The 26,933-nt window shown below is 39.4% G+C and carries 29 protein-coding genes; 20 read left to right on the plus strand and 9 right to left on the minus strand.

Translation table 11 applies throughout. The features are described from left to right. The first annotated feature begins 7 nt into the window (after nucleotides 1-7). Nucleotides 8-2,014, plus strand: a complete 2,007-nt coding sequence (locus HMJ38_RS11130) for a glucosamine 6-phosphate synthetase (protein WP_194974473.1) — start codon at nucleotides 8-10, stop codon at nucleotides 2,012-2,014. A gap of 11 nt (nucleotides 2,015-2,025) precedes the next feature. Here HMJ38_RS11130 and HMJ38_RS11135 read toward each other — a convergent pair whose 3' ends face one another. Next, nucleotides 2,026-3,081 (minus strand): hypothetical protein, encoded by a 1,056-nt coding sequence (locus HMJ38_RS11135; protein WP_194974474.1) that lies wholly within the window; start codon nucleotides 3,079-3,081, stop codon nucleotides 2,026-2,028. A 320-nt stretch (nucleotides 3,082-3,401) separates the two neighbouring features. Between HMJ38_RS11135 and HMJ38_RS11140 the strand changes: the two genes are divergently transcribed. Beyond that, on the plus strand, nucleotides 3,402-4,496 hold the full coding sequence (locus HMJ38_RS11140) for a sugar transferase (RefSeq protein ID WP_194974475.1): 1,095 nt from the start codon (nucleotides 3,402-3,404) through the stop codon (nucleotides 4,494-4,496). Between the two features lie 508 nt (nucleotides 4,497-5,004). Here HMJ38_RS11140 and HMJ38_RS11145 read toward each other — a convergent pair. From HMJ38_RS11145 to HMJ38_RS11155, 3 genes are read right to left on the minus strand one after another with little or no spacing between them, the layout of a single operon-like run. Further along, on the minus strand, nucleotides 5,005-5,238 hold the full coding sequence (locus HMJ38_RS11145; protein WP_194974476.1) for a hypothetical protein: 234 nt from the start codon (nucleotides 5,236-5,238) through the stop codon (nucleotides 5,005-5,007). A gap of 45 nt (nucleotides 5,239-5,283) precedes the next feature. After that, nucleotides 5,284-5,580: a type II toxin-antitoxin system RelE/ParE family toxin gene (locus HMJ38_RS11150; RefSeq protein WP_194974477.1), complete on the minus strand. Its 297-nt coding sequence runs from the start codon at nucleotides 5,578-5,580 to the stop codon at nucleotides 5,284-5,286. Next, nucleotides 5,565-5,786, minus strand: a complete 222-nt coding sequence (locus HMJ38_RS11155; protein ID WP_194974478.1) for a hypothetical protein — start codon at nucleotides 5,784-5,786, stop codon at nucleotides 5,565-5,567. Before HMJ38_RS11155 ends, HMJ38_RS11150 begins: the two co-directional genes overlap by 16 nt. 251 nt (nucleotides 5,787-6,037) lie before the next feature. Here HMJ38_RS11155 and HMJ38_RS11160 point away from each other — a divergent pair, with 251 nt between their 5' ends. From HMJ38_RS11160 to hisA, 12 genes are all read left to right on the plus strand, one after another. After that, nucleotides 6,038-7,444 (plus strand): anthranilate synthase component I family protein, encoded by a 1,407-nt coding sequence (locus HMJ38_RS11160; protein ID WP_194974479.1) that lies wholly within the window; start codon nucleotides 6,038-6,040, stop codon nucleotides 7,442-7,444. A 43-nt stretch (nucleotides 7,445-7,487) separates the two neighbouring features. Continuing rightward, a complete protein-coding gene (locus tag HMJ38_RS11165) occupies nucleotides 7,488-7,883 on the plus strand; it encodes a four helix bundle protein (protein ID WP_194974480.1) in 396 nt (131 codons plus the stop codon). Nucleotides 7,884-8,054: 171 nt separating this feature from the next. After that, entirely contained in the window at nucleotides 8,055-8,621 is a 567-nt protein-coding gene (locus tag HMJ38_RS11170; RefSeq protein WP_194974481.1) for an anthranilate synthase component II, read from the plus strand. Nucleotides 8,622-8,961: 340 nt separating this feature from the next. Further along, complete coding sequence (trpD, locus tag HMJ38_RS11175) at nucleotides 8,962-9,975, plus strand: anthranilate phosphoribosyltransferase (protein WP_194974482.1); 1,014 nt, start codon at nucleotides 8,962-8,964, stop codon at nucleotides 9,973-9,975. 5 nt (nucleotides 9,976-9,980) lie between these two features. Next, a complete protein-coding gene (gene trpC / locus HMJ38_RS11180) occupies nucleotides 9,981-10,802 on the plus strand; it encodes an indole-3-glycerol phosphate synthase TrpC (RefSeq protein ID WP_194974483.1) in 822 nt (273 codons plus the stop codon). Continuing rightward, on the plus strand, nucleotides 10,799-11,422 hold the full coding sequence (locus HMJ38_RS11185) for a phosphoribosylanthranilate isomerase (RefSeq protein ID WP_317174518.1): 624 nt from the start codon (nucleotides 10,799-10,801) through the stop codon (nucleotides 11,420-11,422). The genes trpC and HMJ38_RS11185 overlap by 4 nt, the downstream gene beginning before the upstream one ends. A gap of 125 nt (nucleotides 11,423-11,547) precedes the next feature. Then, a complete protein-coding gene (gene trpB, locus HMJ38_RS11190) occupies nucleotides 11,548-12,726 on the plus strand; it encodes a tryptophan synthase subunit beta (protein ID WP_194974484.1) in 1,179 nt (392 codons plus the stop codon). Between the two features lie 158 nt (nucleotides 12,727-12,884). After that, the gene (gene trpA / locus HMJ38_RS11195; protein WP_194974485.1) at nucleotides 12,885-13,658 is read left to right on the plus strand and encodes a tryptophan synthase subunit alpha; all 774 of its coding nucleotides are present in this window, start codon (nucleotides 12,885-12,887) and stop codon (nucleotides 13,656-13,658) included. Nucleotides 13,659-13,661: 3 nt separating this feature from the next. After that, nucleotides 13,662-14,681 carry a 3-deoxy-7-phosphoheptulonate synthase gene (gene aroF / locus HMJ38_RS11200; RefSeq protein WP_194974486.1) on the plus strand — a complete coding sequence of 340 codons (1,020 nt, stop codon included), beginning with the start codon at nucleotides 13,662-13,664 and terminating at the stop codon, nucleotides 14,679-14,681. Nucleotides 14,682-14,986: 305 nt separating this feature from the next. Continuing rightward, nucleotides 14,987-15,769 (plus strand): phenylalanine 4-monooxygenase, encoded by a 783-nt coding sequence (locus tag HMJ38_RS11205; protein ID WP_194974487.1) that lies wholly within the window; start codon nucleotides 14,987-14,989, stop codon nucleotides 15,767-15,769. Between the two features lie 128 nt (nucleotides 15,770-15,897). Then, nucleotides 15,898-16,494, plus strand: coding sequence for an imidazole glycerol phosphate synthase subunit HisH (gene hisH, locus HMJ38_RS11210; protein WP_194974488.1), 597 nt, complete (start codon nucleotides 15,898-15,900; stop codon nucleotides 16,492-16,494). Between the two features lie 383 nt (nucleotides 16,495-16,877). After that, on the plus strand, nucleotides 16,878-17,597 hold the full coding sequence (hisA, locus tag HMJ38_RS11215) for a 1-(5-phosphoribosyl)-5-[(5-phosphoribosylamino)methylideneamino]imidazole-4-carboxamide isomerase (RefSeq protein ID WP_194974489.1): 720 nt from the start codon (nucleotides 16,878-16,880) through the stop codon (nucleotides 17,595-17,597). A 5-nt stretch (nucleotides 17,598-17,602) separates the two neighbouring features. Here hisA and proC read toward each other — a convergent pair whose 3' ends face one another. Continuing rightward, nucleotides 17,603-18,400 (minus strand): pyrroline-5-carboxylate reductase, encoded by a 798-nt coding sequence (gene proC, locus HMJ38_RS11220; protein WP_194974490.1) that lies wholly within the window; start codon nucleotides 18,398-18,400, stop codon nucleotides 17,603-17,605. A 207-nt stretch (nucleotides 18,401-18,607) separates the two neighbouring features. Here proC and HMJ38_RS11225 point away from each other — a divergent pair, with 207 nt between their 5' ends. The 6 genes from HMJ38_RS11225 to rfbB all read left to right on the plus strand — a co-directional run bounded on the left by HMJ38_RS11225 (nucleotide 18,608) and on the right by rfbB (nucleotide 23,298). Then, nucleotides 18,608-19,054, plus strand: a complete 447-nt coding sequence (locus HMJ38_RS11225) for a hypothetical protein (RefSeq protein WP_228780010.1) — start codon at nucleotides 18,608-18,610, stop codon at nucleotides 19,052-19,054. A 13-nt stretch (nucleotides 19,055-19,067) separates the two neighbouring features. Further along, nucleotides 19,068-19,517, plus strand: a complete 450-nt coding sequence (locus HMJ38_RS11230; protein WP_194974491.1) for a hypothetical protein — start codon at nucleotides 19,068-19,070, stop codon at nucleotides 19,515-19,517. A gap of 11 nt (nucleotides 19,518-19,528) precedes the next feature. Then, the gene (locus tag HMJ38_RS11235) at nucleotides 19,529-19,729 is read left to right on the plus strand and encodes a helix-turn-helix transcriptional regulator (protein ID WP_194974492.1); all 201 of its coding nucleotides are present in this window, start codon (nucleotides 19,529-19,531) and stop codon (nucleotides 19,727-19,729) included. A 79-nt stretch (nucleotides 19,730-19,808) separates the two neighbouring features. Then, on the plus strand, nucleotides 19,809-20,978 hold the full coding sequence (locus HMJ38_RS11240; protein WP_194974493.1) for a glycosyltransferase family 4 protein: 1,170 nt from the start codon (nucleotides 19,809-19,811) through the stop codon (nucleotides 20,976-20,978). 87 nt (nucleotides 20,979-21,065) lie between these two features. Further along, complete coding sequence (locus HMJ38_RS11245; RefSeq protein ID WP_194974494.1) at nucleotides 21,066-22,118, plus strand: NAD-dependent epimerase; 1,053 nt, start codon at nucleotides 21,066-21,068, stop codon at nucleotides 22,116-22,118. Nucleotides 22,119-22,248: 130 nt separating this feature from the next. Continuing rightward, nucleotides 22,249-23,298, plus strand: coding sequence for a dTDP-glucose 4,6-dehydratase (gene rfbB, locus HMJ38_RS11250; RefSeq protein WP_194974528.1), 1,050 nt, complete (start codon nucleotides 22,249-22,251; stop codon nucleotides 23,296-23,298). 497 nt (nucleotides 23,299-23,795) lie between these two features. Here rfbB and HMJ38_RS11255 read toward each other — a convergent pair whose 3' ends face one another. The 4 genes from HMJ38_RS11255 to HMJ38_RS11270 form a co-directional block, all read right to left on the minus strand. Continuing rightward, nucleotides 23,796-25,226 carry a transposase gene (locus tag HMJ38_RS11255; protein ID WP_262892887.1) on the minus strand — a complete coding sequence of 477 codons (1,431 nt, stop codon included), beginning with the start codon at nucleotides 25,224-25,226 and terminating at the stop codon, nucleotides 23,796-23,798. Further along, nucleotides 25,223-25,432, minus strand: a complete 210-nt coding sequence (locus HMJ38_RS11260; protein ID WP_194974495.1) for a hypothetical protein — start codon at nucleotides 25,430-25,432, stop codon at nucleotides 25,223-25,225. Before HMJ38_RS11260 ends, HMJ38_RS11255 begins: the two co-directional genes overlap by 4 nt. A gap of 268 nt (nucleotides 25,433-25,700) precedes the next feature. Next, on the minus strand, nucleotides 25,701-26,156 hold the full coding sequence (locus HMJ38_RS11265; protein ID WP_194974496.1) for a hypothetical protein: 456 nt from the start codon (nucleotides 26,154-26,156) through the stop codon (nucleotides 25,701-25,703). Continuing rightward, nucleotides 26,146-26,496: a hypothetical protein gene (locus HMJ38_RS11270; RefSeq protein ID WP_194974497.1), complete on the minus strand. Its 351-nt coding sequence runs from the start codon at nucleotides 26,494-26,496 to the stop codon at nucleotides 26,146-26,148. The genes HMJ38_RS11265 and HMJ38_RS11270 overlap by 11 nt, the downstream gene beginning before the upstream one ends. Nucleotides 26,497-26,933: the final 437 nt, after the last annotated feature.

The raw sequence follows: 26,933 nt of genomic DNA on the forward strand, positions 1-26,933 counted from the left end.
ATAGGACATGTGCGGCATCTTCGGACTAATTCTCAAATCTGATTCCGGAATACCTACGGCTTCAATCAGTCCTTTGCTCAGGCACCTTGCTTTATCTAGTGAGTCCCGAGGCAAAGATTCTTCCGGTTTGGCATTTATCCGCTCAGATTCCATGGATCTGGTTAAGGGTGATATTCGAATTGGAGAATTAATCAAGTCTGAAAAGTTCAATCAATTTATTTCCCAGGCAAAAAATCAATACCGCGATTCAGGAAAGGATATCTGCATTTTGGGTCATGCCCGATTGGTGACCAATGGATCACAGTTGCAGGTTGAAAATAATCAGCCCGTGCAATTGGAAAATGATATTTTGGTTCATAATGGAATTGTTGTCAATGCTGATCAACTTTGGAAAGAAAAGCCTGAATGGACAAGACATTATAAGATTGATACTGAAATAATCCTGAAAAAGCTTCAGGAAGAATTAATTAAAGAAAAGAAAACTCCCCAAGAAGTTTTGAGAAATTTGGATGGCACTTATTCCATCATAGCCTTTTTTGCTTCTCAGAACAGATTGCTCCTAGCCACAAATAATGGCTCTTTATATTACCTCCATCAGCCAAATAGGGTTTTTATAGTGGCTTCGGAGTCTTTTTATTTGAGTACCCTTATTCAAAAGTCCTTTGGAAAATCATTGATAAACATCCCTATCAAAAAACTCAATGCTGGTGAGTCAGTTTATATGGACTTGAAAACCTTGGATTTTGTCCCTTTTGAATTCAAAAAGAATCCCAAGCAAAATTTCAATACAAGATTTCATTCAATACAAAATTCAAAAAATACTGGAGAAGTAGTCTTGGAGCCTGAAATCAATTTCAATAGAAATAAAGAAAAAAAAATCTTTGACCTGCTGGAGTTTAATATTGACAGGATTCAAGGCATAAAGCGTTGTGCAAAATGCATTCTCCCCGAAACTTTCCCCTTTATCCATTTTGACCATGATGGAGTCTGTAATTACTGCCATGGTTATATTTCAAAAGCCAAATCCGGGAAGTTGGAGCAGCTGAAAGAGATTGTAAACGGATACATAAATCCCAATGGAAGTCCTGATTGTATTATCCCATTCAGTGGAGGTCGCGACAGTACCTTTGCCTTGCATATGGCCAAAAATGAACTAGGCCTCAATCCCATTGCCTTTACCTATGATTGGGGAATGGTGACAGATTTGGCAAGAAGGAACATTGCAAGGGTCTGTGGCAAATTGGGAGTAGAGAATATTGTAGTAGCTGCCGATATACATTGGAAGCGTCAAAATATCAGAAAAAATATTGAGGCTTGGCTTAAAAGTCCCTCTTTGGGCATGATCCCGTTATTTATGGCAGGTGATAAATATTTCTTCTATTATACAGATAGGTTAAAAAAACAAACCGGTATCAATTTGAACATCTGGGGTGTCAACCATCTTGAAAATACCGACTTTAAGGTCGGGTTTGCCGGATTGGCGCCACAATTTGAAAAAGAACATATTTATTCACTTTCAAGGTTGAATCAGTTAAAGTTGCTGGGTTTTGTTGGAAAAGAATTTTTATCCAATCCAAAGTACCTCAATCAGTCGTTGATTGATACGTTTGGTTCATTTGCGGTTCGCTACCTCGCTCCAAAAAAAGACTATTATCAATTATTCGATTATTATCCATGGAATGAAAATGAAATCAATACCTTGATTCAAAAAGAATACGATTGGGAAAAGGCAACCGATACGAATTCCACTTGGAGGATAGGGGACGGTACTGCTGGCTTTTACAATTATATCTACTATACTGTTGCAGGCTTTTCGGAAGTGGATACTTTCCGAAGCAATCAAATCAGAGAAGGAATGATGAGTAGGGAAGAGGCATTGGAAAAAGCCATCGAGGAAAACCAACCGCGATTCGAAAGCATCCGTTGGTACCTTGAAATATTAGGGCTTGATTTTGAAAAGACTTTACAAACCATCAACTCCATACCCAAACTATACCTCCTAAAGAAGGTCTAGTGGATTTATTTTTATATACCGGGTTCCACAATAATTTCAAAATCATCAAAGAAGGCTTCTCCTACTGTGCCGGGCATCATTACAGCAAACGGAATCATAAATATCGTCCTTCTGGTAAAGTTTGGAAGGCTCAATTCCAAAATATGATTTTCCAATTTCCCGTTTATCGGATTGGGTTCAGTACTTAAGAAATAAGATTCTTTGATAGCGGCTCCTTTTGCACCAATTTGATTTTCATAAACCCTCAAAGCTATCGCTACCCCAGGACCTTGTAAATTTTCGGCATTTACTTTTGTCCGTAATTTAACTGTGGCTCCTTCCGGAATATTGGGCACCTCCAACTCTTTATAAACGTATCCTGTATTTTCTCCCCTTCCTTCGGAGGAAATTCCTAAATAAGCTATTCCGGAATTTTCATGGATTCCTCTTGAAACCACGTAATTCCCATTATCATTCGAAAATCTCCACATTAGATCATCAATATCATTTGTGAAAAAAACTTGATCTTGTCCAAAATCCTGCCCAAAATCAATGCATTGTTCATTGGCTGCTAACCTATCAAATAATTCATCTAAGTAATAGGCTTTTAAATCGGGTTCACCCTCTTTATAAATATAAAATTGATTGAATTTATTAGTCATTAAAGACAAGGGCTTTCCATCACACTTCAATGCATCATCATGAAGTAGGTTTAGAAAAGCATGTCCCATTTCATGAAAAAATAGATTTTCTCTTTCTATATCGGTTTTATTAGCCCAATCGCAATGGTTGGCAGCTTTGGATATGTTTACTGTCCTTTTTCCAGTTTCAGGATGCCTTATCCAACCATAGCCGCAGTATTCTATTCCATCCGACATTTTAAGATTATCAACGTAAAGCAGGTCTAAATCTGAAAAATCAAAATTATATCCTCTTAGTTTGGCTTCTTCATCAAACCTTTCCAGAAATATCTTTAAATCAGGAAATTCTTCTTGGGTTTTGTCCGGTACATTATCTTCAGAGGGATCACAAGCTTGAATTGCTAATAAAGCAAAAAAAACTAAAAGGATGTTAAAATAATATTTCATGATTTGTGCCTTAATTGTTTGTAAATAATAAAAATACGCTAAACCTTATATTTCAGTTTTAAAAAGAATTTATTTTTTCAGAGAAAATTGCGCTACGAATATTTTTTTTTGATTTAGAAAGATTTGGTTGAAATTTTCAATTATAATGATAAATTCTGGTGTCTCATTTAAAGCATAAATTTTTCTGTACCAACTTGCTTTGGGAATAATCAATACCATTCCTAAATTATATTGATAACACTGTGAAATATGCAACACAAATCACCGGAAAAATTGTTTATTTAGTGAGTTCTTTAGTGCTCAGAAATATTATAGTATAAATGAATCTCGCAAGTGTCTTACAGTCAAATAATTACCAACAATCTGGTTTAATACCTGTAGTTGATGGTATTTGTTTACCTATAACACTTCCATTGGAATCTCATTTTTTTGTAAGAAAATTTATCCAAGGAATTTCTTGTTCCGAAATCTACGTTGCTCAAAAAATCAATGATTATAAATTCATAAACCAAACCCCATATTCAGCTTTGGTATCAACTTCCAAACTCAATGGTTTTGAGGATATCAATGAACTGTTTGAACTGTCTTCCAAGTTATTGGACAGGTCAGGCCTCATGATTGGGCATGTGGAAACTTACGTGAATAGGAAAAATAAAATCCTTGAAAAGTATCCACATTTGTTGAGTCAATTGATTTATAGATTCGATGCCCTTTTATATAGGGTTTTTCCAAAGCTACCGATAACCCAAAAAGTATATGATTTTATAACGGGAGGCAAAGGGAAGTTGATGTCCCGGGTTGAACTGACAGGGAGGTTATATGCTTTTGGTTTCGAGGTGGTTGATTATCAGGATATCGACAATATGCATTTTTTTGTAGCTACCAAAATCAGCAACCCAATCAAACAAGCTGACCCGACTTATTGGCCGATCGTTAAATTAAAAAGAGTAGGGGAGGGAGGAAGAGAATTCAAGGTATACAAACTGCGAACCATGTACCCTTATTCTGAGTATTTGCAGGATTATGTCTACCAACACAACAACCTGACCGAAGGTGGTAAATTCAAGGATGACTTCAGGGTTTCAGCATTTGGGAAATTACTTAGAAAAGTGTGGTTGGATGAAATACCGATGATCTGGAATTGGTTAAAAGGTGATTTGAAGTTGGTTGGCGTCCGGCCCTTGAGTCAGCAATACTTTAGGTTATATTCAGAGGAACTGAAAACCAAAAGAACACAAACCAAACCTGGACTTTTACCGCCTTTTTATGCGGATCTCCCCAAAACTTTGGATGAAATCATGGCCTCTGAATTAAAGTACCTTGATGCCCATGCCAAATCCCCAATGAAAACCGATATGCAATATTTTTTCAAAATCATGAAGAATATCTTGTTTAAAGGTGCGAGGAGCGGATAGTTCAGTTTACAGTTGGCAGTTTGCAGTAGGCAGTTTGCAGTAGGCAGTCTCAGTAGGCAGTTTGTAGTTTTCAGTAGGCAGTCGCAGTGGGCAGTTCACAGTCGCAGTAGGCAGTTTGCAGTAGGTTTGGTTGGGAGTTTGTAGTAACAGTTTACAGTCTCAGTTTTCAGTTGGCAGTCTCAGTTTACAGTGGGGAGTCGAAGTTGGCGTTTGCATTCTCAGATTCAGTTTATGGTTGGAAGTTCACAGCATTAGTTTACAGTTTCCAGTCTTTGTTTATAGTTTAGATTTTCAGTTTACAGTTCAAAGTATTAGATCTCAGTGGTCTGCTCTCATTTTCAAGTTTAAACACTGCAACACCTTGCTGCCCATAATATTGTACACTGCCAATCAGCCACTGCCCACTGGGCCTACTGAAAACTGTGTACTGATCACTAAGTACTGCCCACTGAACACTGCAAACTGAACACTGCAAACTGAACACTGCAAACTGCCTACTGAACACTGATCACTGCCCACTGAACACTGAAAACTGAAGATTAAACTCCAAGGCTGACCCTTCCACAAACTCATCCACGGTTAAGTCTTCAAAAATTTCCTCGTCAAACTCCATCTCTGTTTTTTCAATTTTTCCATCGGGATGAACAATCAATTCTGTTCCGGTGAAATCATCCGGATTCACTTTTACCAAAACTTGGTAATCATCAAATACACGCTTAAAATATCGGGGTAGGTTTTTCATTGGGAATATTTTTTTAATTTATATGGTGGGGTCTGAATTAGGAAATCAATAAAGCTTTGGACTTTGGCGTATGTGCCTAATCCTTAATATTCTGATTTCTTGATCATTAAACTTATAGGATATTCTGTAGCTATGTGTTTCAAAAGCCCGGAATATACCATCATTATGTAATTTAAACTTATCGGGAGGATACTTTTCAGGATGGTTCAGCAACTCTTCTATCTTTTCCAAGATTGCTTTTTCAACCATTTCAGCTTGTTGAACGGAGTCTTTACTTATCCTTTTGATGGCTTTGGCAAAAAGTTTAAGGGCATGTTCTTCCCAAATTATTTTTCTCGCCATGAGCGAATTTTTTTTAAAGCTTCATTATGTTCAAAATAGTTCCCTTGATCGATAGATTTATCTGCCCTTTCGAGTTCTTTATTGTATTCTTCCAAGCTAACTTCCTCAAAAACATCTATAAAGGCAGCTTCAAGTTTTTGGATTTCAACCTCGTCTAGCTGCATGATTTTTTCAATCATGGTATATTTCTTCATCTTTAAATCCATAATTCTATAGCTTTTTATAAAATTAAGTTATTTAAAATAATTTTTCAAAAATATGTTTTGTTAAATAGAATGCATTTTTAACTTTGTCCCATTGCAAAAATGAAAACGATTCAAACAAAATATTGGTGGTGGCATTTGACTTCTCATTCCGGGGAAGAACCGAAAGCTATTGTCTGATATCAGGTTTGTTACGATATACAAGAGGCTTGCTGGTTTTCCCGGCAGGCCTTTTTTCTTTTTAACCCAAGACCATGGAAACATTTAAAATTCAAACAGAACACAAAAAATTACTTGCAGACACAATTACCCCTGTCAGTATTTATCTTCAGATCAGAGATAGGTTTGCCAATCCGATTTTGTTGGAGAGTTCGGACTATCATGGTCAGGAAAACAGTTTCTCCTACATCTGCTTCAATCCAATTGCTTCATTTTCCTTCAATAATGGAACAGTTACTGAATCTTTGCCCCGAGGGAAATCCAATACCTATTCAGTCACTTCAGAAACTCCGCTGATTGATGCATTGAGGAAGTTTTCGGCTAAATTCAAGGACGACAACGGTAAACATAAATTTATCAGCAACGGGCTTTTTGGCTATATGCAGTATGATGCTGTCGCCTATTTTGAAGATATCAAGTTGTCGAATACCAGTTCGGATACTGTACCGATGATGCACTATGCTGTGTATCAAAATGTGATTGTAGTCGATCATTTCAAAAATGAAATGCATCTGTTTGAACATCAGTTGGAGGGTTCTCAAGTGGAAAATATCCTTCCTCAATTGGAAACATTGTTAAACAGCAAAAACATCCCCTCTTATTCTTTCAAACTTGTAGGAGAAGAATCCTCCAATTACAACGATGAGGAGTTTTTGGAAATTCTCAAAAAGGGTCAGGAGCATTGTTTTAGGGGTGATGTATTTCAAATTGTGCTTTCGCGGAGATATACCACTTCTTTCAAGGGAGATGAATTCAATGTTTATAGGGCACTTAGATCGGTCAATCCCTCACCTTATCTCTTTTATTTTGATTATGGTTCCTATAAGGTATTCGGGAGTTCACCCGAAGCCCAGATAGTGGTCAAAAACAATGTTGCCACTATCTTCCCAATTGCAGGGACTTTCAAGCGAACAGGCAATGACCAGGCAGATGCGAGCTTGGCCATGGAGCTTTATGATGATCCCAAGGAAAATTCAGAACATGTGATGTTGGTGGACCTGGCCAGAAATGACCTGAGCAGGTCTTCAGAAAAAGTCAAGGTTGAGGTCTTCAAGGAAATACAATACTATTCCCATGTCATCCATTTGGTCTCCAAAGTAACCGGGCAACTCCCCGAAAATTCCAATCCTCTCCAATTGGTTGCAGATACTTTCCCTGCTGGCACCCTATCTGGAGCCCCAAAATACCGGGCAATGGAATTGATAGATGAACTGGAAAATACTTCAAGGAAATTCTATGGGGGCGCCATTGGATTTCTGGGATTCAATGGTGATTTCAACCATGCTATTTTGATCAGATCATTTGTATCAGAAAACAACCAACTCAGGTTCCAAGCAGGTGCAGGAGTAGTTGCGAAGTCTTCTATCCCATCAGAATTGCAGGAAGTGACCAACAAACTTGAAGCATTGCGGGTGGCTCTCAAAACTGCGGAGGGGATTTAGGGAATTGAAAAATTTTAAAATTGAAAAATTAAAGAAACTTAGTATGTCAAAAATTGAAAGATTTGAGGATTTGGATATTTGGAAGAAAGCGGTTGAAATAGCTGTATATGTTTTCGAATTATTTGATAAAGGATTATTGGCAACGGATTTCAAATCACGAGGTCAATTTATTGATGCTGCTTTTTCAACTTCAAATAATATTGCAGAAGGTTTTGAATACAATAGCAATCCTTCCTTTATTCGATACTTAAGATACGCCAAAGGTTCTGCAGGAGAGGTCAGAAGCCAAGCGTTTGTATTGTACAGAGTAAACCGAATCAATGAAACAGAGTACAAAAAGCTTTATAACGATCTGGTTGAAATCTCGAAGGAGATCAAGGGATTTATGAAATATCTACAAGATTTTGAAAAAGCAAAAAAGAACCAAAAAGGAAAATGAATTCTACTAACACAAATTTTCCAATCCGCCACGCCTGTGCGCCTGTGGCGTAGTGGTCAAGTTCTTTTAATAATAAAGACCTTTCAACCATCATAACGCCCAAAAATAATTGAACCATCAGAATTTCAATAATTTTCCAATCTTCCAATTTTCCAATCTTTCAATAAACTAATGAAAATTCTCGTCCTTGACAACTACGACTCCTTTACCTACAACTTGGTGTATATCATCAAGACATTAGGATATGGGGCGAATATGGAAATATATAGGAATGACAAAATCAATTTGGCCGATGTGGGAGTTTATGATAAAATACTCCTTTCACCCGGCCCTGGAATTCCTTCCGAAGCAGGGATTATGCCCGAATTGTTAAAAACATATGCTGCGACGAAAGACATACTTGGAATATGCCTTGGTCATCAGGCCATTGGAGAAGCCTATGGCGGTGATTTAATCAACCTATCAGAAGTGGTCCATGGATTGGCTTCTGAGGTGAAAATCGAAGCGGATTTGTTGTTTCAAGGTTTGCCTGAAACTTTCAAAATAGGTCGGTACCATTCTTGGGTGATCAATGAAAACAGTTTATCCCCCGATTTAGAAATCATAGCAAGAACGCCTGATGGACAGATTATGGGTGTAAGGCACAAAGAGTTTAAAGTCCGAGGTCTTCAGTTCCACCCGGAGTCGGTTTTGACTGAGTATGGGGTGGAGATGATGAGGAATTGGTTGGAAAGCTGAGGGAGTACGAAGTATGATGTACCAAGTACCAAGTACCAAGTGCCAAGAAGCGAGAAGCGAGAGCCGAGAATCTAGAGCCAAGAGACAAGTGATACAAAAGCAAGAACCAAAGCCTTGCCCGAGTATAGGGGAATGAAGAAATAAGAAACAAAGCTTGCCCAAAGAACTTTAGAAAAAAAAAGATAAAAATGGAGTTTTGATAATCGAATGCATTACCTACTAAAAAGGACTCCACCTTGTCATGTCGATCCCGACAGCTGTACGGGAGAGACATCTGAAGAGCAGAGAGTCACCAACAGCATTTCAACAAAAAAAAAGGAACCCACACAAACCTACAACCATGAAAGACATACTCAACCACTTGATAGAACACCGGACACTTTCCAAGGAACAGGCCAAGGAAGTGCTGAAAAACATTGCGACCGGAGGGTATAACCAATCCCAGATTGCGGCTTTTTTGACGGTTTACCTGATGAGAAGTATTACGGTGGAGGAATTGGGTGGATTTCGGGAAGCCATGTTGGAGCTTTGTGTTCCTGTTGAAATTGCAGAATACGATGCCATGGACCTATGTGGGACAGGGGGTGATGGGAAAGATACCTTCAATATTTCCACTTTGGCTTCATTTATTGTAGCAGGGGCAGGTCAAAATGTAGCCAAGCATGGCAATACGGGAGTTTCTTCTATTTGTGGTTCCTCTAATTTGTTGGCCTATTTCGGATATGAGTTTACCAGCGATATTGACAAAATCAGAAAAAGCCTGGACGAAGCGGGAATTTGTTTCCTGCATGCACCGCTTTTTCACCCGGCCATGAAAAATGTAGGTCCCATCAGAAAGGAATTGGGTGTCAAAACCTTTTTCAATATGCTCGGTCCCATGGTCAATCCGAGTTTTCCAAAAAAACAATTGGTAGGGGTTTTTAGTCTTGAGTTGGCAAGACTCTATGCTTACCTCTATCAGGAACACGAAGGGAATTTCAGTATCCTCCATTCCTTGGATGGCTATGATGAAATATCCTTGACAGGGGATTTTAAAATGATTTCCAATTCAGGAGAAAAGCTTTATAGTCCTGCAGGAATTGGTTTGGAGAAAATCTCAGCAGATTCCATCAAAGGCGGGGGAACTGTTCAAGAATCGGCAGAGATATTCGATGCCATCTTGAAAGGAAAAGGAACTCTTTCCCAAAATGCAGTCGTTCTGGCAAATGCCGCTGCCGCTTTGTTTACAGCAGATCCTTCACTGGATTTCGAAAGTGCATTGTCAAAAGCTGAAGATTCCCTTTTGTCAGGAAAGGCTTTACAGGTTTTTACTGCCCTTGTCAATCCTAAAACATCCATTTCATTTTCAAACTGAACCTTATGAATATATTAGATAGAATTATTGTCCACAAAAGAAAGGAAGTCTCCGAAAAGAGCAGCCTTGTTCCGGTAAAGTTGCTTGAAAAGAGTATTTACTTTGAAAGTCAAGTGGTTTCGATGAAGAAGTATATCACGAGAGAAGATAAAACAGGTATCATTGCGGAATTCAAAAGGAAATCACCTTCAAAAGGAGATATCAATATCAACGCATCCATAGAAAAGGTAAGCATAGGCTACATGCAGGCAGGGGCTTCGGCCTTGTCCATACTGACAGATCAGGAGTTTTTCGGTGGGAAAAATGAAGATTTGATCTTGGCCAGAAAATTCAACTTTTGCCCAATCCTTCGTAAGGATTTCATCATTGATGAATATCAGATCATTGAAGCAAAATCCATAGGGGCTGACTGCATTCTCCTGATTGCTGCAGCGTTGGAGCCGAAGAGATTAAAAGAATTGGCTGCTTTTGCCCGGTCATTGGGATTGGAGGTTTTGATGGAAGTACATGATGGGCAAGAACTTGAAACTGCTCTCAATGAATATCTGGATTTGGTGGGTGTGAATAATAGGAGCTTGAAGACTTTTGAAGTTTCCTTGGAGACATCCTTTAGTCTTGTTGATCAAATTCCATTTGAGTTTGTGAAAATCTCCGAAAGTGGCATTTCCAATCCTCAAACACTTGTTGACTTAAAAGAAGCTGGTTTTGATGGGTTCCTGATCGGTGAGAATTTCATTAAATCAGGGAGGCCACATCAGGCGGCTTATAATTTCATAAAGGAATACAGGAATTTAATTTCCCAAAAGCATGGCATAATAAAAGTATGATGAAGCTGAAAGTCTGTGGCATGCGGGAACCTGAAAATATCAGGGAATTGATGGAACAAATCAAATCTGATTGGATGGGTCTGATCTTTCATCCACCTTCGCCAAGGTATGTGGACAGTATACATGCGGACTTTATTCAGCAACTTAAGGTTAAAAAAGTGGGGGTGTTTGTGAATGCAGAGATTTCGGATATTGAAGAAAAAATCCAATCATTTGGGTTGACAACTTTACAATTGCATGGGCAGGAAACGGTCGATGAAGTCAGTAAAATCAAAGAGAAAACAGGATTGGAAATCTTCAAGGTTTTTTCTGTCACTGATATCATCGATTGGAATTTATTGGAAGTTTACCTGCCTTTTGTGGACTTCTTTCTGTTCGATACGTTCACCAAGTCATATGGTGGAAGTGGAAAGACTTTCAATTGGCAGTTGCTAAAGGACTATCCCTTCGAAAAGCCCTTTTTGCTCAGTGGAGGATTAAGTTTGGATCAAACTGAAGAAATCAAAAATCTCCAATCCCAAGCCCCCCAAATGAAAGGAATAGATATCAATTCAAAATTTGAAATTGAACCGGGGATTAAGGATATAGCTTTAATAGAAAAGTTTAAAGGGAAAATTTGATAATGGAAAAATTGTTGATATAAAGTGGATATAAGATTGAAAAAAGTCGGTTCTATCCTCCTACTCCAATAGGGAACATGACCAAGTCTCACGTCTTATGTCTCACGTCTTAAGTCTAAAAAAATATGATCAAAGTCGACGAAAAAGGATTTTACGGAAAATTTGGGGGTGCATACATCCCTGAAATGCTCCATCCCAATATTGAAGAGCTCAGGGAAAATTATGAGCAGATAGTGGCGACAGATGAATTTCAGAAGGAATTCAAAAGTTTGCTGAAGGATTATGTAGGAAGACCTACGCCCTTGTATTTTGCGGAGCGCATGTCCCAAAAATACGGTGCGAAGATTTACTTCAAGCGTGAGGACCTATGTCATACGGGTGCCCACAAGGTAAACAATACCGTCGGTCAGATCATCTTGGCAAAGAAGCTTGGCAAAAAGCGAATCATTGCCGAAACAGGTGCCGGTCAACATGGAGTTGCCACAGCTACTGTCTGTGCATTGATGGGGATGGATTGTACCATTTATATGGGGGCACTTGATATCCAACGTCAGCGGCCAAATGTGGAAAGGATGAAAATATTGGGTGCTAAAGTCGTTCCTGCAACTTCGGGAAGTCAAACCCTCAAAGATGCCACCAACGAAGCTATGCGTCAATGGATCAATAACCCTGTTGATACGCATTACATCATTGGTTCCGTGGTGGGTCCACATCCATATCCTGAGATGGTGGCCAGGTTTCAGTCCGTGATTTCGGAAGAGATCAAATGGCAGTTGAAAGAAAAAGAAGGGACAGAAAATCCTGACTTGGTCATCGCCTGTGTAGGTGGTGGAAGTAATGCCGCTGGTACATTTTATCATTACTACAATGTGCCCCAGGTAAGATTAATTGCAGCAGAGGCAGCAGGTTTAGGTATTTCCTCCGGCAAATCCGCAGCGACGACTGTTTTGGGAACTCCTGGAGTTTTACATGGAAGCAAAACCTTACTGATGCAAACCGAAGATGGGCAGGTGGTCGAACCACATTCCATTTCTGCAGGATTGGATTATCCAGGTATCGGACCGGTGCACGCGCATTTGTTTGATATAGGAAGGGCGGAGTTTGTAGCAGTTGAAGATGAGGATGCGATGAAAGCGGGTATAGAACTCAGTCGTATGGAAGGTATCATTCCGGCCATTGAAACTGCCCATGCCATTCACGCCCTCAATATGATCGAATACCGCAAAGACGACATCATCGTCATCAACCTTTCAGGAAGAGGCGACAAGGATTTGGATACTTACATTAAGTGGGGAGGGTATTGAAGGGATGAGGGTTGAAGGAGGAAGGATGAAGGATTGTACAAAGTACAAAGTACCAAGTACCAAGATAGGCTTATCTAACCCCGACGGCTCGGACTGAAATCTACATTCTACATTCTACAATCTAAAATCTCACGTCTCATATCTCACATCTCAAAAATATGAACCGAATACATACATTATTTCAAAACAAAAAAGAGCGGGTGCTGTCGATTTATTTTACGGCGGGGTTTCCGGAATTGGAGGATACATTACCTGTCATGCAGGCTATTCAGAATGCTGGAGCGGATATCATCGAAATCGGAGTACCATATTCGGACCCGATTGCTGATGGGCCGACCATTCAAGACAGCAATATGATTGCCCTTGAAAACGGCATGAGTCTCAAGAAGCTTTTTGAGCAATTAAATACAATGCGCGAATCAATTTCCATTCCGGTAGTGATAATGGGTTACCTCAATCCGATCATCCAATATGGGATGGAGGCATTTTGTAAAAAATGTCAGGAATTGGGGATTGATGGTCTGATCTTGCCTGATCTTCCCGTTCAGCAATACCTCGAAGAATATCAGGAATTGTTTGAAAAATATGGATTGGCCAATACATTTTTGATTTCTCCCCAGACCAGTGAAAAGAGAATTTTAGAAATTGACCAAAATTCCGATGGCTTTATTTACATGGTGTCATCCCATAGTATTACAGGAGCAAAATCAGGGATTTCCGAAGAACAGATAGTTTATTTTAAGAGAGTGAAAGATATGAATCTTAAGAATCCGAGGTTAATTGGATTTGGGATATCTGATTCGGAAACATTTACCAAAGCATCTACTTACAGCAATGGGGCTATTATTGGAAGTGCATTTATCAAAGTGATCAAAGACAGTAAAAATTTGGCTGAGGATATCAAAAACTATATTCAGTCAGTAATCCAATAAAATATGATTGTTCAGTTAAAAGAAGATATTTCAGAGATTCAAAAGGATTCCCTGATTCAGGAAATCAATCAAATCGGTTACAAAATCACAGAAGTAAAAACCCAATTGGGGGATTATTTAGTGGGGATAGGCAAGAAAGAATTTGACATCCGTCAAATTGGCCAAAAAGAAGGGATTCAGGACATCCATATTGTTTCCGATGAATATAAGTTGGTTTCCAAAAAGTGGAAGGCAAAACCTACCTCAATAGACCTAGGTGATGGGGTTTATATCAAAGACGGTGACATGGCTATCATGGCAGGCCCCTGTTCCATTGAATCAGAGGAACAGATCATCAAAGTGATCAACCATCTCCAAGAAAACGGGATAAAAATGATGCGGGGTGGGGTATTCAAACCCAGGTCAAGTCCCTATGCTTTCAGAGGCTTGGGAATTGATGGCTTAAAATTATGGTATGATTTGGCCCAGGAAGCAGGGATAAAGATTGTGACGGAAGTCATGCAGGTTTCACAGATTGAGGAGATGTATCCTTATGTGGATATTTACCAAGTAGGTGCCAGAAACACCCAAAATTTCAATTTATTGGATGAATTGGGGAAAGTCGACAAAACCGTAATGATCAAAAGAGGGATTTCCGGAACCATAGAGGAATTGCTACAGTCTGCCGAATATGTGTTCTCAGGAGGCAATGAAAAACTGATACTTTGCGAAAGGGGAATCAGAACTTATGAAAAGGCAAGTCGAAACACCTTGGATCTGAATGCCGTTCCTATATTAAAAGCCAAATCCCATTTACCGGTGGTTGTAGACCCTTCGCATGGAATTGGAATCAGGGAATATGTTCCTCAAATGGCCTTGGCAGGGGTGATGGCAGGTGCTGATGGCATCATTTATGAAACCCATGAGATTCCCGAGAAAGCCTATTCTGACGGCCAACAAACTTTGGATTTTGATCAAAGTGCGCTTTTGGCTGATTGGATAAGGAAGACCTTTGCGATGAGAAAGACGTTTGATTTGTTGTAGTGGATTGGAAAATTGGAAAATTTTAAGATTGGAAAATTGAAAAATTGAGGTGTGAATTGGCAACAGAGTTTGAATTTAATATAGTTATTTAGGTTGAAGAAATCTCATGATTTACAACTAAGTTATCTCGTCTCTCGCTTCTCGGTTCTCGCATCTTATTTCTTGTTTCTAAACTTAAAACAAAAACTTTCGAGGTCAAAAAAAGACCTCAAAGGTTACATTGACTGTTTCAAATCTCACGTCTTAAGTCTCACGTCTAAAATCTTCCTTATATTTACAATCAAGAATAAAAGCCCAAATATAAAATGACAAATAAACCCAAAGATTGGGTCTTTTCGGACCCGAGATTGAAGAAAATGAGGCAGGATTATGGTGCCTACACCGAGGAGGACTTTAAAGTCTGGAAAATCCTCTTCGAGCGACAGATAGTGAACTTGCCCAAAGCAGCTTCCAAAGCTTACTTGGATGGGATTAAGGAAATCAATTTTACAGCTGACAGGATTGCTGATTTTGGTGATGTCAACAAAAGACTGGCTAATAGTACAGGTTGGGAGATACAGGTTGTTCCAGGATTGATTGATGATGATCTTTTCTTCGGATTGATGAACAATAAGCGTTTTTGTTCTTCCACCTGGTTAAGAACCATGGATCAGTTGGATTATCTCCAAGAACCGGACATGTTCCATGATGCCTTTGCGCACATGCCGATGCTGACCAATCAGCCCTATGTCGATTTTCTTGAAAATCTGAGTGGTATTGCTCTAAGATTCATTGATGATAAATGGGCGATTGAGTTGCTCTCCAGGATTTATTGGTTTACTATAGAATTTGGTTTGATCAGGGAAGAAGGTGAACTCAAAATATACGGTGCCGGAATATTGAGTTCAGCTGGAGAGACCAAATTCAGTTTGTCCAATGAGCCTAAACATTATGAATACAACGTCCGCAAAATCCTGAATACACCCTATTGGAAAGATAAATTTCAGGACAAGTATTTTGTGATTGAAAGTTATGAACAGCTTTATCAATCCCTTCCAGAAATAGAAGAGGTTTTGGGAGAAATGGTCTCCGAGGCGGCGAAGGGGTAATTAATTGAAGGATTGGAAAATTGGAAAAATTGGTACACTTAACTCCTTTTTGACACTTATGCTTTAAATAGTCCTACCCATCTCATATCTCACGTCTCATATCTCACGTCTAATATCTCAGGTCTATTATGCAAGTAGCAGTAATCAAATACAACGCAGGAAATGTACAGTCAGTCCTTTTTGCTTTGGAAAGACTGGGGGCCAATGCTGTTTTGACAGATGACATTGAGGCTATTTCCAAAGCAGACAAAGTAATTTTTCCCGGTCAAGGGGAGGCCAGCACTGCCATGGTGTATTTGAAAGAAAAAAAGCTGGACAAATTGATCCCCAGTTTGAAACAACCCTTTTTTGGGGTATGCCTAGGTCAGCAATTGCTATGTGATTATTCAGAGGAAAATGATACAACTTGCCTTGGCGTGTTTCCGGTCAAAGTCAAGAAGTTTATACCCGAATCTTATTTGGAATTCAAAGTCCCCCATGTGGGCTGGAATAACCTCATGGACTTAAAAACACCCTTATTGAAAGGTTTAAATGAGGATTCTTATGTTTATTATGTGCATAGCTTTTATTGTGAGTTAAGTGAATTCGCCATTGCCCAAACACATTACATTCACGATTTTGCAGCCTTGATGCACAAAGATAATTTCTATGCCATGCAAGCACATCCTGAAAAAAGCGGAAAGGTGGGAGAGAGGATATTGGAGAATTTTCTTTCTAAGACGTGAGATGCGAGGGCCGAGAATAAAGACACTGCTGATGTTTTGATAATTTTAATGCAATAACTATTCGAAAATACTTGTCCTTGTCATGTCGACGGCAGGAGACATCTATTGAGAGGCTAGATACCAGACACAAGAAATAGAAGCGAGAGCCGAGAAGCGAGATGCGAGAACCGAGAATCAAGAGACAAGAACCAAGAATCAAGAGACAAGAATCAAGAAAAAAGAAGCGAGGCGAGATGCGATAATCAAGTCCAAAGAAATTACAGCAAGTCTCTCCAATACAAAAAGTCAAACTTCGGTCTTCGGTCTCCCGTCTTCCGTCTCTCCCAACATCGGTCATCCGTCATTCAAGATCGGTCAATATTCAATCAAATTAAAACTAAGACATGCAAATTATCCCCGCAATAGACATCATCAATGGAAAGTGCGTCCGCCTGACACAGGGAAATTACGGACAGAAAAAAGAATACCATGATTCGCCGTTGGTCATGGCCAAACGTTTTGAAGATGCAGGGATCAAAAGGCTGCATTTGGTGGACCTAGATGGTGCAAAAGCTAAAAAAATTGTAAACACTGAGGTTCTGAAGACCATAGCTAAGGAAACTTCTTTACAGATCGATTTTGGAGGTGGTGTGCAATCAGATGATGATATTGAGTTGGCATTTGATTTGGGCGCTCATCAGGTGACAGGAGGAAGTGTTGCCATCAAAAATCCCATCCTATTTGATTCTTGGGTCAAAAAGTATACAGGTGAAAGGATTATTTTGGGAGCGGATGCCAAAGACCGTAAAATCGCTATTTCAGGTTGGCAGGAAACAACAGCTGTTGATCTGATTGATTTTATCAAAGATCACTATGCCAATGGAATAAAATATGTCATCTGTACTGATGTGGCCAAAGACGGTTTGCTCCAAGGACCATCCATCGAATTGTATGAGGATATTTTAAAAGAAATTCCGGGAATAAGTTTAATCGCCAGTGGGGGAGTTTCCAATATCAAAGATCTTGAGGACCTACAAAAAATAGGCGTTTATGGTGCTATTGTCGGAAAAGCCTACTACGAAGGAAGAATCAGTTTGGAAGAGTTGACGTCGTTTCAGGAATAAGATTACTATATTTTTTCAATTTTCTCATAAGATGCCAATACCCCTTTGACCATGGCAGCGGAAAAGCCATGATGTTCCATTTCGTTGAGGCCTACTATTGTACAGCCTTTAGGGGTGGTAACCTTATCAATAGCTTCTTCGGGATGCATGTCTTTTTGGATCATGAGTTCAGCAGCCCCTTTTACTGTTTGGTTAACAATCAGATTGGCCGTTTTGGCATCAAATCCGATCTGAATCCCCCCTTGAATCATCGCCCTCATAAACCTCAATACATAAGCAATCCCACAGGCGCCCAATACCGTAGCTGCCTCCATCAGACTTTCGTCAATGGTGATGGCAAAACCGATGCTATTGAACAATTCTGTGATTTGGGACTCAGTTCTTTCATCAGTGTTTTTTCCACAGATACAGGTAATCGATTCCTGTATATCTGCGGCAATATTTGGCATGGCGCGAAAAGCAGTTGTTCCAGGATCCAAAACAGCAAACATTTCCTCAAGGGTCACTCCAGTAGCAAGAGAAACAACAACTTGTTTCTTTAAAACCGGTTTGATCTCTTTTAGCACTGCCGCGACATTGAAAGGTTTAACACCCAAAATCACAATATCAGATTCTTTGGCAGCTATGATATTGTCTGCATGAACCCTTACACCAAGGTCTTGAAGGTAAAGTAGGTTGGAGGGATTTCTTTTTGTCACATGAAGATTTTGTGGTGAAAAATCACCCTGTTTCAACAAACCATTGACAATAGAGGTACCCAAGTTACCACAACCTATGATTGCTATTTTAATGTTTTTGAGCATAATGAATTTTCAATAAAGAGAGCAAATAATTGGATAAAGGTAAAAAATATTGATTGAAAATTGAGGAAGTGGTAATAATTGGAAGATTGAAAAATTTTAAGATTGGAAAATGGTTTATAGCGAGATTCATGATTTAAAAATAATTGTAAAAAATATTTTACTTAATGTAAAGTTTATTTTACATTTGGTAAAAATATCTTTACAATTATGAGTAATGACAAAATCTTAAATGTTCCGATGTTGGAGAGAAAGTGGTCAAAATTGGCTTATTTCTTTTTTCCATTTCCTGTTTTTTTGGTGATCATCCTGAAAATACTTCAATTATCAGAGGTGATTGGAATAGAAATTTCAGGCAATGACGTTGCTGAAATTACTTACTCATTTTGGGCGATTGGATTTATTATTCTGATACTAACCAAAGAGAAAGAGGAAGATGAAATGATCAAAATGTTCAGGCTACAGGCATTTCAGACAGGGTTCTATTGGTTGATGTGGGGATTGGGTGTTTTGATTTTGATACATTTTTTTGGTAAAACTGATTATTCTGACATTTCAGGTCCACCGATTTCAGCTGCATTGGTCATGTTTTTATTGAGTGCATATGTTTTTGTTGCATTCAAGTATCAAATTTGGAAAGCCTCAAAAGAATTTTAAAACCCTTCTTGCCATGTTGACGAAAATATTATTGCCTCAAAGATTTCAGATGATAGGATGGATCCTGTTTTGGCCCATGGCTCTCCTATTGGTGTTAAATAGCTTTTATAACTTCGAATTCGATTGGCTGACATGGAAAGATTTCAGGGTCGGTGACATTTTTGCCTCAGAAAATGAAAATTTCACCAATGAAGTTTCCATCATAGGAACTTTTATCTCTTTGTTTTTCATCGCTTTCTCGAAAGAAAAACAAGAAGATGAATACATTCAGAAGCTCAGGTTGGACAGCTTGCTTATAGCATTTTATGTCTATGGTCTGCTTACGGTAATTGGTACTTTGGTTTTTTACAACTCAGGTTATCTCGAATTCATGGGTTTTAACATGTTTTCAATTCAGTTGGCATTCATCATCAGATTCAGGTGGTTGATGTATAAACAGCAGAATACACTTGCTTTGATCTAGTTTGAGTTGATATGAAAAACACCGTCAAAGTAGAACGTGCCAAAAAAGACATGACCCAACAGGATTTGGCCGAATCTGTTGGGGTATCCAGGCAGACCATCAATTCCATTGAATCGGGTAAATATGTACCCTCTACTGTACTTGCCCTAAAAATTTGTAACGTATTTCAGGTTAAACTGGATGAAGTATTTAAGTTGGAGGATGGAGATTGAATCTGTGACTTTTTTCAAAAATTTCCCATTCCCAAAGCAATAAAAAGGTATATTTGTCATTTTAAAAACAAAAAACTGAATGCCAAAATTAATCCGCGTCACAACCGTCCCCATCTCACTTAAGCTGCTTTTGTCAGGTCAAATGAAATATATGAAGGATGCTGGCTGGGAAGTGAGTATGGTCAGTGCTGATGGCAAAGAAATCAATGAGATAGAAAGAAGGGAAGGTTGTGCCCATCACATTATTCCCTTTACCAGAAAAATCACACCCTTTCAGGATTTGGTCTGCCTTTGGAAGCTTTACAATCTTTTTAAAACCGAAAAGCCAGATATCGTTCATTCTCATACTCCTAAAGCAGGTTTACTTTCTATGTGGGCAGCTAAATTGGCAGGGGTCAAAGTCCGTATTCATACAGTTGCAGGTCTCCCGTATGTAGTTGCTGAAAAACAAAAGAAGAGTCTTTTGATTAAAATGGAGAAATCCACCTATGCCTCTGCAACAGAAGTATGGGCAAATGCGGAGTCTCTCAAAGAGTTTATCATCAAAGAAGGCTTGGTGGAACCTGCCAAACTTAAAGTCATAGGACATGGATCTTCAAATGGTGTTGACCTGAAGAAATTTAATAGGCATTCATTGAAGGAAAATCATTTGGTGGCTGCCACCATGAGGATTATGCCTTCAGATAATGATTTTGTCATTCTGGCAGTTGGAAGATTGGTAAAGGATAAGGGAATAGAAGAATTGGTAAATGCTTTTATTGGCTCCAAATTGTCGGATAGGGCCAAATTGGTTTTGTTGGGTTCTTTCGAACAGGACCTCAATCCTTTGGATCAGGAAGTGGTGAGAAAGATACAAGATCACCCAAGAATCGTTCAGATCGAATGGACAGATCATGTCGCGCACTATATGGCATTGGCTGATGTGTTGGTGCATGCATCCCATAGAGAAGGCTTTCCCAATGTGCTTTTGGAGGCAGGAGCGATGCAGGTTCCCGTGATTTGTTCCAATATTATTGGCAATTTGGATATTGTAACCAATAAAAAGACTGGTTTGGTTTTCCCTGTCAGGAAAACAGAGGTGTTAAGGGATGCGCTTGAATTTGCGTATGTGAAAAGAGATTACATGCAATCCTTGGCAGATAACCTTTTTGAAGAAGTGACTGAAAAATACGAAAGGGAAAATATGCATCATCTGATTTTGGAAGAATACAATAAATTTGTGCCTCAGGAAAAAATCGAAATGAAATGATAGGTTTAATTCAAATTAAATAAAGATTTCGGTTACATATTTTGAAATTATTTGTTTTTTTGGTTTTTCAATTTTAATAATAAAAAGATGAAATATCTGATTACCGGTACAGCCGGATTTATAGGCTTCCATGTCGCCCAATATCTTTTAAAAAGAGGAGATGCCGTTGTCGGTCTTGATGTGATCAATGACTATTATGATGTCAATCTGAAATACAGAAGGTTGGAGGAGTGTGGGATCGAGAAAAATAAGATTTCCTCAGGAAAAGCAGTCCATTCAAATAAATACGAAGCTTATACTTTTTATCAAATGGATCTCTCCGATAAGGAGACCATGATGTCCATATTTGAAAAGGAAAAAGTGGATGTGGTCATCAACCTTGCCGCCCAAGCCGGTGTAAGGTATTCATTGACCAATCCCGATGTGTATATTCAGGCCAATATTCAGGGATTTTTGAATATTCTCGAAGCTTGTAGGGCCTATCCGGTCAAGCATTTGGTTTACGCTTCTTCCAGTTCTGTATATGGTGCCAATACCAAAATGCCTTTTGCCACCAACCATAATATCGATCACCCGGTAAGTTTGTATGCCGCCACCAAAAAATCAAATGAATTGATGGCCCATACCTACAGCCATTTGTTCAATATTCCCACGACAGGTTTGAGGTTTTTTACTGTCTATGGGCCTTGGGGCAGACCGGATATGGCTTTGTTCCTGTTCATAGAGGCCATCAAAAAAGATGAACCGATTCAGGTATTCAATCATGGTAAAATGAAGAGGGATTTTACCTACATCGATGACATAGTAGAAGGTATTGTCAGAGTCGCTAACAGACCTGCCACACCAAATCCCGAATGGTCCGGAGATAATCCGGAACCCGGTAGTTCATATGCCCCTTTCAAAGTCTACAATATTGGCAATTCCAATCCTGTTGAGTTGATGGACTATATCGGTGCTTTGGAAAAAGCCTTGGGGAAAACAGCCAAGAAAAATATGTTGCCGCTACAACAAGGCGATGTGCCAGCCACCTATGCGGATGTCACGGATTTGAAAAGAGACACCGGATACCAACCCAATACTTCTGTGGAAGATGGTGTAGCCAAGTTTGTAGCTTGGTACAATGAGTTTTACGGAAAATAAAATCGTCTTAGATTATGCTAGTTTCTACTATTCTTGAAATAAGATTAATTTATCGAAAAATCAATCCGCCACAGCGAAAAAGTATTTCCAATTTTCCAATCTTTCAATCTTTCAATTTTTAAATTTAATGATGAAAAGGAATATTTTGATCACAGGTGGAGCCGGTTTTATAGGCTGTCATGTTGTGAAGCTCTTTGTAGAAAAATACCCCGACTACAATATCATCAACCTCGATTGCCTGACCTATGCCGGGAATTTGGAGAATCTGAGAGCAATTGAAAGTAGCCCAAATTACATTTTCGAGAAAGTAAACCTTTTGGATGTGTCTGAATTAGAAGCTGTTTTTGCAAAACATGCTGTTACAGACGTTATCCATTTGGCTGCTGAATCCCACGTGGACAGGTCGATAACTGATCCTTTGGCATTTGTAAAAACCAATGTGATAGGTACGGTTAATCTGCTGAATGTAGCAAAAGATTATTGGGGAGATTTGGAAAACCATCTGTTCTACCATATTTCCACCGATGAGGTGTATGGTTCATTGGAAGACGGCGGGTTCTTTACCGAGACTACACCTTATGATCCGCAATCTCCCTATTCGGCATCCAAGGCATCCTCAGATCATTTTGTAAGGGCTTATGCCAATACTTATAAAATGAAAACCGTCATTACCAATTGTTCCAACAATTACGGCCCCAATCAATTTCCAGAGAAATTAATCCCACTTTGTATCCACAACATCAAAAACAACAAACCTTTACCTGTCTATGGGAAAGGAGAAAATATCAGGGATTGGCTGTATGTTGTTGACCATGCAAGAGCTATTGATCTGGTTTTCCATGAAGGTAGGGCAGGAGAAACTTACAATATCGGAGGATTCAATGAATGGAAAAACATTGATATCGTCCAATTGCTTTGTCAAAAAATGGATGCCAAACTCGGCAGGGCATCCGGCACTTCAGAAAAACTGATTACTTATGTAAAAGACAGGGCAGGGCATGACCACCGCTATGCCATTGATGCCTCAAAAATCCAAAAGGAACTTGGATGGGAACCTAGTCTCCAATTTGAGGAAGGGATAGAAAAAACCATCGATTGGTATCTGGAAAATGAAGATTGGCTGAATAATGTGACCTCAGGCAATTATCAGAAGTACTATGAGGAGCATTATGGGGGGTGATGATTTTTGTGACCTAGACCGTCATTGCGAGGAGCACTTCAGAGGTTTAGATTTTCTGGGCAAACCTTCGTGCGACGTGGCAATCTCTCGCCAGGTTTAAATTGCAATTACACCACTTGTCTTTACTCCCATTAGGTTAGAATGAAATTTTGATGGTGACTGGGTTAAACCCGAGCCATCGGTTTGCAACATCACCCTTATTTTCTTACTAATTTATAATAGGCCAATTTTGCCGTTGAGATTATCCTTATAGCCTGAAAATCAAATCCTTATTTCATATATACCTTTCCTGAGATTTTTATTCCTTATTCCCTCTTACTTTTTTGCTTAATCAAAACCGCCTCCCGGAGGGCAGGAAAGTAACAATCCCGATAGCTCGGGACAAGACAATCCGATCCTAGGCACACACTTGGCTGGAGCCGGCCCCATTCTAGGTGTATAATAATCTTTCGGTGATGGGCTGGGTGTAATTTGCAATTACACCCTCTGGAGTTTGGTTATCTCCGGATATAAAAAAGTGGGTTTACTGCGTCAATCATCGGATTGATGGCATTAGTGATCAGCCTTTGTTTTGCTACGAAGTCGGAGAAAGATTTCCCCATTTTTCCGAACACATAGCATCCCCTGAAGTTGTTGAGGATGTTATTGGTAGATGGCCTGAGGTGTATGTTTTTTTGTTCCCATTTAGCTCTTGGCAATACAGCGGCGGTAGTTGACTTGTTGAGTATAATATCTGCCAGGTGTACAAAGGCGTGCATTGCCACCACAAACTGGGGGACTTTAACCGCTGCAATTTCATTTCGCACCTGTGCCTCCCCGCAACCGTTCGTACTTTTCTCGTCCCTGAAGTTGACTTCGATCTCCCATCTCCATAAATAGGCCTGTAACAGGGTTTCAATATCCATATCATTGTCAGAACAGACCAGATAAGCCGGTTTGCGGTACAGCAACCTGCCGCCTTTTTTCAGCCTGTAAGCCAGGGGGCTGATCACCACCAATTGAAAAGTACGTGCCTGGCCGGCCGCTCTCCATTTAAGTGAACTGACAACTTTTACCTTGAAGGTATGTTTTTTGCCCGCGGCCCATCCCGCTACTTCCTGCCATGGTAAGGCGTCCGACTGTCTTATCTGTTCGGGCGTGGGTGCCGGGTCTCCGTATTTCCTGTTCCTGCCTTTTGTTTTTTCCGATTCCGGCAGATAATTAAGCGTCGCATCCTTCCTCACCCTACCGATCAGTGTGACCCGGGAAGGCAGTCCCTTCAATATTGTGCCGTTGGTATAACTGCCGTCCACACTCAGGAAAAGTTGTCTTTCCGATGCGCCGTGCCCATCCAGCCTGGACCTTAACAGTTTTATCCTTGACAGTCCCTGCTTGCTGAGGTTTTGTTGTTTTTTTGATTCAGCAAATGCACGCCTGTCTTCATCACCGGCGTTTTTGCCCGGTTTTTTCACACTGGGGCTGTGGTGAAAGTCCACCGCAATTGCCCGGGACTGACTGTTGAGATCGGTCTGGTCATGCAGGGACAGGGAAATTTGGATAAACCGTTGGGCCCAGATGAAATTTGTATGAAAGGCAGGGCCCAGGGGGTCCCTGCGCCAACCGGTCCCGGCAATGGTTTTACCGGTTTTTCTTATAACCGTATCATCCAGATGGGCAACGATGATCTGTTTGGGCCCCAGCTGTTCGAGGCAAACTTGTAATGAGACATCAAATAGCCTGTCGGTATTCATTCTGGAACCCCAAAACAACTGGTAGGCAGCGGTCCAATCCAAAAATTGTCTGCCAATTGCTATGAGCATTCCGGTAATGGTGGCCCGTCCGGTGCAGGTGAGCAGGCCGTGGGCGAGCTCATTGACCCTGGCTTTGGTCCTTTTCTGTTTGAAGGCACCGGTGCAGCAGTCAAAAATGGCATCGAAGATTGATTTCAGGTTGGTTTGGTCTTCAGTTTTTTTTTGAGCACTGCCACAGCAGAATCACTTCTTCTCAACACCAGGTTTTGATGGTCGTCAATGAGCCATTCGACCTCCTCACCGGCGGTAAATTCAATGGCCTGGGCAACGGCTGCCGGAAAATTGACATAGTACTGTTCGCTTTTCAGTCTTTTGATGAGCTGGACTTTGGTTTTATATCCCATATCTAGTGGTTTAACTAGATATAAATATCAAAATAAAAGACCATAAAACAAAATTTACAGCCTTTTTTATTATTTATGTTGTAAAGAACCAAAGTCGAGAAGGTGTAGATGCAATCTACACCTAGCGCCTTCGCCAATCTTCACCCAGATGGGGGTTATAGATAAGGACTGTCCGCTGCACCAATTCTAAAATTTGATCTTCAAGCAGTTTTTATAACCTCCTACGATGTCCTTCAATATAGACTTTATCAGCTTATGGTCTTTCTAATCATGTGTTAATTAACCCTTTATTTTCTAATCTTTTAAGCAATTGGGATTTAAAAAATATAAAATTTATGATGACAATTAAGTAAATGAAAATTAACAGAACCATAAAAAGTGTTTTAAAAACACTATTACTCAAATATAGGGCTGCCAAAACCAGACAAGCTAAAGCTATTACTATCTGTAGGAAATAGATTACGAGTAAAATATTCGAAAACCTAATTTTTATCTCTACCAACCTTTGTTCATTTTTAAATTCTGATAATACTAAATTTAATTGCAAGAGTTGAACAATTATAATATTGTAGGATATAGTTATCAGGGATTTATTTGACTTCAACAATGAAAAATTAAAAAATTCTGAGGATTTATCCCTAAGCAATATTTCTTCAATCTCTTTATTTGTATGGGAAGAACTTCCTTTCAGACGCCAGAATGGCCAAAACAGATTATTTTTCATTTCTTAAATGTTTTAAGCAACCTATATCCATCAAAAACTCTCCGGCTAAATCACCATTTCTATAAACTTTCATTCTTTTATCGTTAAGAGGTTTAAATAAACTATCACCCTTTTCAACAAAATCCCATAACCCGCTTTCATCCCTTAAAATTTCATATGCTTCCATTTGATTTGCTCCAGATTTATATATTATAGTTTGTTCTCCCCGATTCCATTCAAGTTTCTTTTTTGAATCCACAATTCCAATGACCTCTCTCATAGCTATCTTTTCTGCAGTTTTGCAATAGTCGCAGCTTTCTAAAAGAATTATAAGAAAGACAAACAAAATATTATTTTTCATACTATTTAAATTTTTATCTTCTAAATTTTGATAAATTAATGGTAAATCCCACGCCTACACTTCCAGATAATTTGACTGGGAATGTAGGGCTGACCCCCCCTAGGTTTAGAATAAAGTTTTGATGTAGACTGGGTGAAGTTTGCAACTTCACCCGCATATTCTAACCAATTTGAAATTGGCCTATTTCGCAGTTTGAGGTCTTCACATTTCTAAAGTTAACTCTTGAAACACGAATTGCAAATTCTATTAGATCGAAAGGTTTGGTTGCGCCCAACAGCTGTAAGGGACTACACCTGGCGTCAACGCCAAACTACGCTCTGACGGGGTCATTACCTTGATTTACCAAAGGTGCAAATCCCCCTCGGAATGGAGTGTCTGAGCCTATCCTGAAAGCTTTAGGATGTTATCCCTTTTTTTCAGGACCAATATTTTTGAAG

The sequence above is a fragment of the Aquiflexum lacus genome (assembly GCF_015476655.1).
GTDB classification, from domain to species: Bacteria; Bacteroidota; Bacteroidia; order Cytophagales; family Cyclobacteriaceae; genus Aquiflexum; species Aquiflexum lacus.